The following is a 12,334-nucleotide window of genomic DNA, read 5'->3' as shown; positions in this document are numbered from 1 at the left end:
GGGAGGATATCATGACGGACGCGACCTCATACATCGACATGCTGAGAAAGTTCGGCAGCGATCTCGGCCTGCCGAAGCTGAACGTGGACGAGTTGCTCCAGGCACAGAAGAAGAATATCGACGCTCTCGGCGAAAGCGCGAAGGTGGCCGCGCAGGGCGCGCAGTCGGTGGCGCAGAAGCAACGCGAGGTGCTAGTGGCCGGCCTCAGAGAAGCCGAAACGCTCGCGCGCCAATACAAGCCGCTCGGCCAGATGCACGAGAACGTCGCGTTGCAGACCGAATTCGCGCGAAAAGTGTTCGAGATCGCGGTCGAGGGCGCGCGGGAGAGCGCATCGACCGCGCGGCAATCGACGACGGACGCGGTGAAGATCATCCAGGACCGCGTCAAGGAGAGCCTGGAGGAGATCCGCGCCAGCGTTCGCCCGAACAAGTCGGCCTGACGCAACCATCCGCGTACCAGGGAGGAGACCATGGCGAACCCGCAGGTGACACGAACGGGACGGCCGGACTATGTGCCACCGCCGATCGACGGCGACTTCTATGGGATTGCGAACGTGATGAGCGCAAGCGAGCGCGCGTTGCTCGGGCGCGTTCGCACGTTCACGGAAGGCGTCGTTGCGCCCGTGATCGAGGAGTATTGGGGGCGGGACGAATTCCCATTCGCGATCGTTCCGAAGATGGCCGAGATCGGCATCGGCGGCGTCGGCTATCAGGGCTACGGCGCGGTGGGCGGGAGCTGGTTGTTGAATGGCCTCGTCGCGATGGAGCTGGCCCGGGTCGATGCCTCAGTCGCGACGTTCTGGGGCGTACACACCGGCCTGTCGGCAGGCTCGATCTATCTGTGCGGAGACGAGGAGCAGAAGCAGCGCTGGTTGCCGTCGATGATGCGCTTCGAGAGGATCGGCTCGTTCGGCCTGACTGAACCTTTGATAGGCTCCGCCACATCGGGCGGCATGTTGACGACCTGCCGACGCGACGGCGACGTCTGGATCCTCAACGGCCAGAAGAAATGGATCGGCAACGCCACCTTCGCCGACATCAACGTGATCTGGGCGCGCGAGGAGGGGACGAACCAGGTCAAGGGCTTTGTCGTCGGCAAAGACAATCCGGGCTTCTCGGTCGAGAAGATCAGGACGAAGATGGCGCTTCGCGTCGTGCAGAACGGGCTGATCACCCTGAAGGACTGCCGCATTTCCGAGGCAGACCGTCTCCAGAATGCGAACTCCTTCAAGGACACCGCCAAGGTGCTGCGGATGACCCGCACCGGGGTGGCATGGTTCGCCGTCGGCTGCCAGATGGGCGCCTACGAGCACGCGCTGCGCTACGCGACGGAGCGGATCCAGTTCGGACGGCCGATCGGCGGCTTCCAGCTCGTGCAGGATCTCCTGGTGCGCATGCTCGGCAACGTCACATCGACCCAGGCGATGATGCAGCGCCTCGCCCAGCTTCAGGACGAAGGCGTGATGCGCGACGAGCATGCGTCGCTGGCAAAGGCATTCTGCACCGTCAAGTGCCGCGAGACGGTCGGCTATGCACGCGAGCTGCTCGGCGGCAACGGCATCCTGCTCGAGAACCATATCGGGCGGTTCGTGGCCGATGCCGAGGCGATCTATTCCTATGAAGGCACCAGGGAGATGAACACGCTGATCGTCGGCAAGGCGATCACCGGGCTGAGCGCCTTCGTCTGACCAGACGGACATCGAGTGGGCATCATAGCAGGGGCGATCAACAAGACGGGGAAGCGGCATGAATGGCGCGGAAAGTCTCTTGCGAACGCTGGTCGGATCGGGCGTCGAGGTCTGTTTCGGCAATCCTGGCACTTCGGAAATGCACTTCGTCGCTGCGCTCGACAGGGTCGAGGGCATGCGGGCCGTGCTCGGCCTGTTCGAAGGCGCGGTAACCGGCATGGCCGATGGCTATGGTCGCATGGCGGAGAAGCCGGCCGCGACCCTGCTCCACCTCGGACCGGGACTCGCCAATGGTCTTGCCAATCTGCACAACGCGCGTCGCGCAGCGACGCCGATCGTCAATGTCGTGGGTGACCACGCCACCTATCATGCGCAGTACGACGCACCGCTCGCATCCGACGTTCATGGTTTCGCGCGACCGGTCTCTGCCTGGGTGCATTCGTCGGCGAGTGCCAAGACCGTCGCTGCGGACGGCGCGCGCGCTGTGCAGGCTGCGTTGCAATGGCCCGGTCAGATTGCGACGCTGATCCTGCCCGCTGACACGGCGTGGCTAGAAGCCGATCGACCGGCACCCGCTCTCCCGAAACCGATGCCGGCCGCGGTTTCCAGTACGGCAATCGATCAGGCAGCTGCGGCGCTCAAATCGGGCCGCAAGACCATGCTGCTGATCCGGGGGGCCGCGCTGAAGGAGCGTGGACTGAGCGCGGCAGGCCGCATCGCGGCGGCGACCGGCGCGCGGATCGTGTGCGACACCTTCGCGCCACGCTGCCAGCGCGGCGCCGGGCGCGTGGCGGTCGAGCGCATCCCGTATTTCGCCGAGCAGATCGTCGAGTTCATGAAGGGAACGGAGCAACTGATCCTGGTCGGCGCGAGCCCGCCGGTGAGCTTCTTTGCCTATCCGAACAAGCCGTCCTGGTGCACGCCCGAGGACTGCAAGATCACCTATCTTGCCCACGCTCACGAGGATGGTCCGGCAGCGCTAGAGGCTCTTGCCGATGCGGTGAAGGCGACCAGGCAGGCGCTGCATGTCGGTCCACTGAGCCGGCCCGACATTCCGGCCGGACCGCTCAATCCGCAGACGGCCGGACAGGTCATCGCCCATTTGCTGCCTGACGGCGCCATCATCTCCGACGAGGGGGCGACGGCAGGCGGGGGTGTGCATCGATTTGCGGCAACGATCGCGCCGCACGATCATCTTGCCTTGACCGGCGGCGCGATCGGGCAGGGCATTCCGGTCGCCACCGGCGCTGCGGTGGCCTGTCCGGACCGGAAGATTGTCTGTCTTCATGGCGACGGCGGGGCGATGTACACGCTGCAGGCGCTGTGGACGCAAGCGCGGGAATCGCTCGACGTCACCACGGTGATCTTTGCCAACCGGTCCTACGCGATCCTCAACATCGAGCTTGCGCGGGTCGGCGCCGGAGATCCGGGGCCGAAGGCTTTTTCGATGCTGGATCTGCACAATCCCGAGCTCGATTGGGTCAAGCTCGCGTCCGGCATGGGCGTGGAGGCGAGCCGCGCGACGTCGGTTGGGGAATTCGAGAGCCAGTTCGGCGGTGCCATGAACAATCGCGGTCCCCGTGTCATCGAGGTCGTCCTGTAGCCGTACGGAATGCGCAATCGCCTAATTGCGGCTTTCGATCTTGCCGCCGAGCGCCCGCGTCGCGCTGGCGGCGCTGGCGAGCAGGGCTTTCACCTGATCGCTTGACGGCTCCACCTTCATCGAGGCCCGGGTGCCGGCGAGGCTGAGCGTGAAGCGGACATCGCCGTTCCAGTCCGCGATCGGCGCCGCAATGGAGACATAGCCGGTGAGGTCGGATCGAACGATCGTCGTGTAGCCTTTTCGCTTGAGCTCGCGCGCCGCATCGTCCCTGAACTTGCCGGCGTCGGGCCTGTCGCCGAAGACGGCGCCCCACTCCTGCTCGATCAGATGCGCCGTCAGGTTTGGTGCCAGTCGGGCGGCATAGATCTTCCCTGCCGCAGACCCCAGCATCGGGATCAGTCCGGTCCGAAACTCGAACGCGCCGCGCTGATCGCCGTCCTGCTTGAACAGGCTGAGCGGGCCGTCGTCGGTCCACGTCGTGACGGCCGCGCTTCGGCTCGTGATGTCGCGCAGATTGGTGACCTCGCGGCGGACGATCTCGAAGCCGTCGATCTGCTGAATTGCGCTGACGCCGAGCGAGAGCGCCGCAGGCCCGAGGCGATAGTGGCCCGGTTTCTCGTCCGCAGCGGCGAGCCCGATCCTGACGAGGCTCACGAGATAGTTATTCGTGGCGCTCGTCGTCAGGCCCGCCAGCGGCGCGATGTCCTTGAGAGCCATCGCCTGCTGGCTCGTCTGCATAACGCTCAGAATCCGAAAGGCAATTTCCACCGACTGAATGCCGCGGCGCGGCTTCTTCTCCTGCATCTGCTTCCTTCGACCGGTTCAGCGAATCGAGATTGACACAAACGAAAGCTGCGAGCACTATACAACAATAAAGCATATGTTCAACTATATTGAATATGCACGGAGGACACGAAAATGCCCCTTGGGGCCATCCGCAGCGTCTACACGGTCGCCAATGACATGGATCTCATGCAGGCCTTCTACGCAGAGGCGCTGGAGCTTCCGCTGGCTTTTCGGGATCGCGACAACTGGTGCCAGTTCAAGGTCGGACAGCTCGGGTTCGCGCTGAGCTCACCAGCCGAAGCGGCGACGGGCGCGCGCGGAAGTGTGGTCGTGTTCGGCGCGACCGACGTCGCTCAGTTGGCGCAGCGGATCGAGCGGCTCGGAGGGTTGCACCTGTCGAGCCGCGACATGGGTTCGCACGGCAGCGTCGCGACGTTCGCCGACCCCGAGAACAATCTGTTCCAGATCCACGTCCGGCAAAGCACCTAGCTACGGCCGCGAAACAACCGTGCCACCTGCGAAAGGATATTCATCATGAAGTTCGGCGTCTTCGATCAGAACGACCGCTCCGGTGTTCCGCTGACAGAGCAGTACGAGAACCGGCTTGCGCTCGCCGAGCTCTATGACCGGCTCGGCTTCCACTGCTTCCACATGAGCGAGCACCACGGCACGCCGCTGAGCACCACACCGTCGCCCAGCGTGTGGATGGCGGCTCTGTCCCAGCGGACCAGGAGATTGCGGCTATGTCCGCTGGTCTATCTATTGCCGACCTACAATCCCGCGCGTCTCTATGAAGAGATCTGCATGCTCGATCATTTGAGTGGCGGCCGGTTTGAGTTCGGGATAGGTCGCGGCGCCTCGCCGCACGAGCTCGACGCACTCGGGATCGACTCCGCGAAGGCGGCGAAGATGTACGCGGAGGCCTTCGAAGCGATCCAGCGCTGCTTCGCGCAGGATGCGGTCACGACGACAGGCGAGTTCTGGAACTTGAACGACTACGCGGTGGAAATGAAGCCGCTCCAGCGTCCGCATCCGCCGATGTGGTACGCGGTCGGTTCGCCCGACTCCGTGGTCTGGCCGGCGCGCAACGGCATGAATGTGGTCTGCGGCGGACAGGTGTCCCGCGTGCGCGCCATTTCCGATCGCTATCGCGAGGAGATGGCTGCCGCCGGTCTAGAGGGCAAAGCCTCTCCCCTCATCGGCGTCAATCGCTACATCATCGTCGGCGAGACCGACCGCGAAGCCCACGAGCTCGGCCGAAAGGCCTGGCCGGCGTTCTACGAAAATTTCATCAAGCTCTGGCGCAAGCACGGGACCCAGCCGGTCAACGCGAAGCTGCCACCCTCGTTCGACCAGCTCGTCGAATCCGGCCATGCGATCGCCGGTTCTGCCCGGACGGTCGCGCAAATCCTGTCCGGCCAGGTCGCGCTCGGCGGGCTGAACTACGTGATCGGCAGCTTCATGTTCGGAACCATGCCGCACACGGAGGCGGCGGCCTCGATCCGCCGCTTCGCCGAGCAGGTGATGCCTGTGGTGAAGGCGGCCGAAGCGGTCGCCGCATGAGTGCACAAAACGGGTGAACGCAAGGAGGTGGAAGATGGCTGATGCTCCTCTGTTCGACAGCCGCGATCTGCGGCGCGTGCTCGGAACCTTTGTCACCGGCGTGACCGTGGTGACCACGACCGATGACGAAGGCAGATTCCATGGCGTCACCGCCAACTCCTTCAGCTCGGTGTCGCTTGATCCTCCGCTGGTGCTCTGGAGCCAGTCGGTCAAAAGTCACAGCCACCCGGCCTTCTTCAAGGCCGAACGCTTTGCCGTGAACATCTTGGCCGAGGACCAGATCGAGCTGTCAAAGCGCTTTGCGAAGTCATCGCATGAGAAGTTCGTCGGCATCGATGTCGATATCGGCTCCGGCGCCGTGCCGCTGCTCCGCGATTGCAGCGCCAGGCTCCAGTGCCGGGTCGTGTCGCGGGTGCCGGGCGGCGACCACACCATCTATGTCGGCGAGGTGTTTGCGATCGATCGCGCCGAACGCAAGCCGCTCGTCTTCGGCAACGGTCAATATCTGCTGGCTGACCCCCACGATATGGCTGATGGCGCATTGTTGCCCGATCGCAAGCAGGCGCAACTGGCCGCCATGCGGCTCGGCACGCGCGCGATCGAGCGCCTCGCCAACCAGTTCGACGAGACGATGGCGCTCGCGGTCTGGGGTACACACGGCCCAACCATCACCCATTGGGAACCGGCGTCCGCTCCCGTCAGCGACGCGCTTCCCGTCGGACTGATACTGCCCGTGACCTCGACGGCAACCGGTCTGGCATTTGCCGCACATCTTCCGCCTGAGGCCATTGCGCAGACGGGCTGGCCAGGAGAGGCCACGACGGCCGAGGAGGGCGATTGGGAGGAACGCCTCGAAGACATCCGGCGACTGGGACTCGCAAGGCAGGGACTCGAAACCTTCTACCGCAGCGAAACGCTGATCAATGCCCTCAGTGCGCCGGTGCTCGATGCAAGCGGCCAGGCGGTGCTGGCTCTGACCGCGGTCGGCGAGGCGAGCCGGTTTCGCGCGGATCTCGACGGTGTGTTCGCCCGCACCCTCCGGCAGAGCGCAGAAGATCTGTCTCGCCGCCTCGGCTACCGCTCCGACAATGCGTCTGAACCGGCCAAGCGGCTGCAACCGGCGGCGGGAGCCTGATCGATGGCCGCTTTGTCCGCCCTCGACACCGAGCTCCTCACGCAGGAGCTGCCTGAACTTGTCCAGGTGACCGTTGCGTCACCGGTCTATTCCGGAGAACGGGGGCACATCAATTATCGCGCCAGTGGGAGCGCGCGCAATCCCACGGTGCTGATGCTTCACGGACTCGGATCCAGCTCGGCCGGATATCGTGCCCAGCTTGCCGGGTTGTCGCGGGATTTTCACGTGCTTGCCTGGAATGCGCCGGGCTTCGGCGGCAGCACGCCCATCCCGGGGCAGGACCCAGGCATTGACGATTATGCGGAGGCCTTGGAAGGATTGCTGCGCGCACTTCGGGTGCGGCGGCTTGCCGTTCTGGTCGGCAGCTCCTGGGGGAGCGTCGTGGCGCTGGCCTTCGCACGGCGATATCCAGCAATGGTCGACGGTCTCGTTCTTTCCGCCCCGAATGTCGCCAGAGGCCATCTCCTCGGCGATGCCCGTGCAGCCGAGCTCAATGCCTGGCTTGGCACGGCGGATATCGACATTCCGGTTTCACGCGCAGCCATCGCGGACAAGTTGCTGACACCGGACACGCCATCGCTGGTCAGGCAGCATGTCGAGCGCCTCCGCGACGCCATGACGACCGACGGCTGGCGACAGGCGATACGGTCGCTGTTCACCATTTACACGCCGGACACCGTCTCGGCCGTGCGGTGCCCGATTGCCATCCTCTCCGGCACGCTCGATCAGGTCGCGCCACATCGGGATCACGCGGCGCGGCTGCTCGCCGCGGCGCCTGCCGCGACGTCGCATCCGTTCGAGGCTTGCGGCCACATGCTCAAGCTCGAAGCGCCAGTGAAGTTCAACGCCATCGTCCGGCAAATCGCAGCCGAGACGCGGAGCGAAGTCTCGGCAGCGAAATAGAACACGAAAGCCGACACGCGAGGAAACCAAGGATGAAGATCGAACAGGAAGCAGAGCGGCCTACTCCAACTCATTGGTGGATGGTCGGCGTCCTTTGCCTGGTGAATGCGGTCGCATTCATCGATCGTGCGGCGCTACCGCTCCTGGTTCAACCCATCAAGCGTGATCTCGGGATATCGGACACGATGATGAGCCTTCTGATTGGAGCTGCCTTCATCATCACCTACGCCATCGGGGGCTGGCTTGTCGGCGTGCTTGTCGATCGGTTCTCCCGCAGACGCATCCTTGGTATCGGGATCGCGGCCTGGGGAGTGTCGACGATCCTGTGCGGCTCCGCCACGACCTATGCCGGTCTGTTCCTGGGCCGCTGCGGGGTTGGCGCGGGCGAGGCAACATGTGGACCGGCGAGCATGTCGCTTGTGAAAGATGCATTTGATACGCGCTTCCGCGGGCGCGCCGTCGCGATCTGGGCGATGGGCGCGAGCATCGGCGGCGGGATCGCCCTTCTTGCCGGAGGCGCCATTCTTCACCTGGTCGGCGAGAACGGGGCCTATGTCGTGCCCGTGCTCGGGATATCAATTCGCTCGTGGCAGCTCGTCATGATCGCCTGTGGCGTGTTTGCGCTGCCCGTTGCCCTGCTCGTTTTCACGTTCCCGGAGCCCGCAAGACGATCAGCCGGCCCAAGCAAATCTGTGGCTTTCAAGGAAGTGCTCGAGGCGATCCGTGGTCGATGGCTGGTCTTTGCGTTGCTCTTTCTGGCAAACGCTGCGACGATCATGCTGTCGGTGGCTTATTCGTCCTGGATTCCCGCGTTTCTCGGGCGGGTGTGGAAAATCCCGGCAGGCGAGATCGGCCTGACTTACGGTCTGATCGTGTTGCTGCTCAGCACCACGAGCCAACTCAGTGCGGGCTTTCTCGTCGACCTGGTCTACCGACGGTACGGCCTGTCGGGTGTCCCGGCGCTCGGAATTGCGATTTGCGCGTTGATCTTCGTGCCTGCCGTCTTGGCGCCTGCGGCCGGATCCATTTCGGCGACCTGGTTTTTGCTGGCAGCTTTTAATCTCCTGGCTGCGAGCTTGTTCACCATCGGCACCTCGACGATCGTGCATCTGTCGCCGGGCGCGGTCATCGGGAAAATCACGGCCGTTCATTTCGCGTGGGTCGGCATCACGGGAACGGCGGTCGCGCCGACGCTCGTTGCGGTGATCGCCGATCGACTATTTGAGGGAGCCCAGAGCGCTCTCGGCTCCGCGCTATCAACTGTCGGCGGTGCGCTGGCGATAGCCGGCGGGCTATGTCTTCTCGCCGTCTATTGGCAGATGCGACCCGGCCGTGACGTGCCATCGCTTGTTCCCGAGCGCGCGCGATGAGGCGGCCGTTTCTGGAATCACAATATCAACATGTTGAAGGGAGGTCGGAAATGCAAGTGATCAGGTTCGAACAGAAAGACGCGGTCGGTCATATCGTACTCGCCAATCCGCCGAAAAATCTCATTGCATCGGACTTTTCGGACGCGCTCAAGCAGGCCGTTCACGAAGCCGGCGAGAGCTACATCAGGGCGTTGCTGGTGAGGGCGGAAGGACCCAATTTCAGCCAGGGCGGCGACGTGCTCGACTTCCTGGAGAAGAATGCCAGTCAATTCCGGACCTTCATTGCCGAATGTAATCAGTCGTTCCGCGCCATCGAGGCCTTGCCGATCCCGACGGTCGCAGCCGTCCGCGGCGCTGCGTTTGGCGGCGCCTTCGAGCTCGCGCTCGCCTGCGACTTCATCGTTGCGGCCGAAGATGCGGTGTTTCGCTGTATCGAGGCTTCGGTGGGATCTGCGCCCGTCGCCGGCGCGGTGCAGCGACTCGCGGAGCGGATCGGCCGTTCGCGCGCGGCCCGATACGCGATGCTTTGTGAGCCGATGTCGGGCGCCACCGCCGGCGAACTGGGAATTGCGATCCAGGTGATGCCCGCGGATGACGTCGAAGCGGCTGCGCTCAAATTCGCGCAGGATCTGTCGAGCGGTCCGACGCGCTCGTATGCGGCCATACGAACCCTGCTGAAGGCCTGGTCGGGCGGGGGCGTGCCGTCCGCCGACGCAATGATCCTGGATATCACCATGGCGCTCCACAGCTCCGAGGATGCAAGACGCGGCCGCACGGCACGGGCCGAGGCCATCAAGAAGGGGATCGAGCCGCCGAGAATCGTCTTCACCGGCCGATGATGGAACGCCTCGGAAGACGCAGGAGAGAAACGGCGGCAAATGGTGCGCGATCTTAACGATCTCCAGTTCTTTGTCGCCGTTGTCGTCAATCGGGGATTCTCGGCGGCCTCCCGCGTGCTTGGCGTACCCAAATCGCGCGTCAGTCGCCGCATCGCTCTCCTGGAGGAGCGGCTCGGCGTGCGGCTGCTCGATCGGACGACGCGCGGACTTGGTGTGACCCAGGTTGGTCAGCAAGTCTACCAGCACGCGCAAGCCGCGGTGATCGAAGCTGACGCGGTCGAGGAGGTCGCGCTTCGTATGCAAGCCGAGCCCCGCGGGCTCGTTCGGCTGACCTGTCCGCTCGGGCTTCAGGGGGCGATTGCCGGTCCCTTGCCGGGCTTCCTTGCCGCTCATCCTCAATTGCGTGTTCAATGCATCGCGACCAATCGCCGAGTCGACTTGATCCACGAAGGTATCGATGTCGCGATCCGCGTTCGCGAGCGCCTCGACACCGACGCAGATCTGCAAGTGAAGCGCATCGGGGTCAGCCGGCGCATCCTTGTCGCAAGCCCCAACCTGCTGGCAAAGACGGGTGCTCCGAAATCGCCGGCGGATCTCGGCAATTTTCCGATTTTGGACCAGGACGAGCAGAGCGGCGGTACCTGGCTTCTGACGGCGAAAAATGGTGAGACCAGCAGCCTGTCGGTCGAGCCACGCCTTGCCAGCGGCAGCTTCGATATCCTGATGGCGGCGGCGTGCCAGGGCGCCGGAATTACGTTGTTGCCGGCCAGATATTGTCAGGACGCACTCGTGAGTGGTGCGCTCGTCCGTGTGCTGCCGGAATGGGGCGGCACCGAGGGCATCCTGCATCTCGTCTTCGCCTCGCGGCGCGGCATGCTGCCTGGCGTCCGGGCGGTGATCGACTTCGCTGCCGCGGCCCTGAGATCGTCAGCGGCGTCATAGCCGGCGTTCAACCGCCGTGCGCTGCTGTGGTTTGTCTCTCAGCGGAGACGGGTGCGGCCTTCGGCGTAGTCGCGGCTTCCGGTCCCATCCGCCGGCGATCGTTCACCAGGTAGAACGAGGCGTCCGGAATCTGCTGACTAATCGGCCGACCGGTTTGGCCACATAACCATTCCCGAAACGGACACGGGTCCGATGCCGAGGAATGGTCATGTTGCAGCTTCGCTCCAAGGAAACGCTCGATCACGGAGATCGCGGCTGGCTGAAAGCACGCCACCATTTCATCGTGTCGGCTGAGGGCAATCCCGCGAATGGCCCCCTTGGCGCGCTCGTGGTCTGGAACGACGACGAGATTGCGCCCGGCTCCGGCTTCGGACGCCACTCGCACGCGGACATGGAAATCGTGACCTATGTCCGCCAGGGCGCCGTCACGCACGAAGACAGCGCCGGAAATCTCGGCCGCACCGTGGCCGGTGACGTCCAGGTGATGAGCGCTGGATCCGGCATCAGCCACTCCGAGCACAACCGCGACGACGACCCGCTGAAGCTCTTCCAGATCTGGCTGCTGCCGCGTCAGCGCGGCGGGACGCCGCGGTGGGATACCCGCAAATTCCCGAAGGCAGATCGCGCCGGACATCTCATCGAGCTCGCGAGCGGGAATCCGGAGAACGCCGAGGCGCTCATGATCCGCGCCGACGCCCGCGTCCTCGGTGCCACGCTGCTTGCGCGGACCACTCTGACACATACGCCGTCGGCGCATTTGCGGCACACCTATCTCGCCCCTGCCCAGGGCGCGATCCTCGTCAACGGGCAACGAGTTGCTGTCGGCGACGGCATCGCCGCAATCGACGAACCCAAACTCATCATCACGGCCATCGAGAACGCGGAGTTCATCCTCGTCGACGCCGCCTGATCTCACACCAGCAAAGGAGCTATTACCATGAACCGTTACCTCCCTCTGATCGGCCGTATCCTGATCGGCCTGCCCTTCGCGATGAGCGGCCTCGGCAAGCTCGCCGCTTTCGGTCCGACGACCGCGATGATCGCTGCTGCCGGTCTGCCTGTGCCGCCGCTTGCTTACATCGTTGCAGTCGCGCTTGAACTCGGCGGTGGACTCCTGCTGATTGCAGGCTACCAGGTTCGAACGGTCGCGCTGGCGCTGGCAGTGTTCTGTATCGCGGCCGGCGTGGCGTTCCACAGCAACTTCGCCGACCAGAACCAGATGATCCACTTCCTCAAGAACGTCATGATGGCGGGCGGCCTGCTTCAGATCGCGGCGTTCGGCGCAGGCGCGCTCAGCCTCGACAACCGCCTGTCCAAGGGCGGCGTCGCTGTCGCGAATGCTGCGGCCCGCTGAACTCATGAGCTCGCGCCGACCGTTCCGACGGCAGTACGCCCCGTCGCCGGGCCGGCGCGAGTTCACCAGAAAGATACTTTACGATCGTAAAATTTAATGACATGGTTCGTTCAGTCGGGCTGGCGGCCGGTTCGCCGCATCTCGACGATCG

General features: G+C 64.3%; 13 protein-coding genes. 12 read left to right on the top strand and 1 reads right to left on the bottom strand.

The window, feature by feature from the left end:
- Positions 1-11 precede the first annotated feature (11 nt).
- The 3 genes from ABID58_RS14740 to ABID58_RS14730 are packed head-to-tail and all read left to right on the top strand — an operon-like array spanning position 12 to position 3,291.
- Positions 12-440, top strand: coding sequence for a phasin family protein (locus ABID58_RS14740; RefSeq protein WP_354033155.1), 429 nt, complete (start codon positions 12-14; stop codon positions 438-440).
- A gap of 30 nt (positions 441-470) precedes the next feature.
- Positions 471-1,688: an acyl-CoA dehydrogenase family protein gene (locus ABID58_RS14735; protein WP_354033154.1), complete on the top strand. Its 1,218-nt coding sequence runs from the start codon at positions 471-473 to the stop codon at positions 1,686-1,688.
- A 58-nt stretch (positions 1,689-1,746) separates the two neighbouring features.
- On the top strand, positions 1,747-3,291 hold the full coding sequence (locus ABID58_RS14730; protein WP_148750828.1) for an acetolactate synthase large subunit: 1,545 nt from the start codon (positions 1,747-1,749) through the stop codon (positions 3,289-3,291).
- Positions 3,292-3,312: 21 nt separating this feature from the next.
- Here ABID58_RS14730 and ABID58_RS14725 read toward each other — a convergent pair whose 3' ends face one another.
- Entirely contained in the window at positions 3,313-4,095 is a 783-nt protein-coding gene (locus ABID58_RS14725) for an IclR family transcriptional regulator (protein WP_148750829.1), read from the bottom strand.
- 114 nt (positions 4,096-4,209) lie between these two features.
- Between ABID58_RS14725 and ABID58_RS14720 the strand changes: the two genes are divergently transcribed.
- The 9 genes from ABID58_RS14720 (at position 4,210) to ABID58_RS14680 (ending at position 12,183) form a co-directional block, all read left to right on the top strand.
- Entirely contained in the window at positions 4,210-4,566 is a 357-nt protein-coding gene (locus ABID58_RS14720; protein WP_148750830.1) for a VOC family protein, read from the top strand.
- Positions 4,567-4,611: 45 nt separating this feature from the next.
- Positions 4,612-5,640 (top strand): LLM class flavin-dependent oxidoreductase, encoded by a 1,029-nt coding sequence (locus ABID58_RS14715; RefSeq protein ID WP_148750831.1) that lies wholly within the window; start codon positions 4,612-4,614, stop codon positions 5,638-5,640.
- 34 nt (positions 5,641-5,674) lie between these two features.
- Positions 5,675-6,775, top strand: coding sequence for a flavin reductase (locus ABID58_RS14710; RefSeq protein WP_354033153.1), 1,101 nt, complete (start codon positions 5,675-5,677; stop codon positions 6,773-6,775).
- A 3-nt stretch (positions 6,776-6,778) separates the two neighbouring features.
- Complete coding sequence (locus ABID58_RS14705) at positions 6,779-7,678, top strand: alpha/beta fold hydrolase (RefSeq protein WP_148750833.1); 900 nt, start codon at positions 6,779-6,781, stop codon at positions 7,676-7,678.
- Positions 7,679-7,710: 32 nt separating this feature from the next.
- Positions 7,711-9,048 (top strand): MFS transporter, encoded by a 1,338-nt coding sequence (locus ABID58_RS14700; RefSeq protein WP_148750834.1) that lies wholly within the window; start codon positions 7,711-7,713, stop codon positions 9,046-9,048.
- A 50-nt stretch (positions 9,049-9,098) separates the two neighbouring features.
- Positions 9,099-9,887, top strand: coding sequence for an enoyl-CoA hydratase/isomerase family protein (locus ABID58_RS14695; RefSeq protein WP_148750835.1), 789 nt, complete (start codon positions 9,099-9,101; stop codon positions 9,885-9,887).
- Positions 9,888-9,926: 39 nt separating this feature from the next.
- Positions 9,927-10,829, top strand: a complete 903-nt coding sequence (locus ABID58_RS14690) for a LysR substrate-binding domain-containing protein (RefSeq protein ID WP_354033152.1) — start codon at positions 9,927-9,929, stop codon at positions 10,827-10,829.
- Positions 10,830-11,037: 208 nt separating this feature from the next.
- Positions 11,038-11,739, top strand: a complete 702-nt coding sequence (locus tag ABID58_RS14685; RefSeq protein ID WP_148750836.1) for a pirin family protein — start codon at positions 11,038-11,040, stop codon at positions 11,737-11,739.
- Between the two features lie 27 nt (positions 11,740-11,766).
- On the top strand, positions 11,767-12,183 hold the full coding sequence (locus ABID58_RS14680; protein WP_210250900.1) for a DoxX family protein: 417 nt from the start codon (positions 11,767-11,769) through the stop codon (positions 12,181-12,183).
- Positions 12,184-12,334: the final 151 nt, after the last annotated feature.

Origin of the sequence: Bradyrhizobium sp. S3.2.6, from assembly GCF_040546885.1 — a bacterium.
Classification (GTDB): Bacteria; Pseudomonadota; Alphaproteobacteria; order Rhizobiales; family Xanthobacteraceae; genus Bradyrhizobium; species Bradyrhizobium cytisi.
The sequence above is the reverse complement of the archived record's forward strand: the minus strand, read 5'-3'. Positions and strand labels throughout refer to the sequence as shown.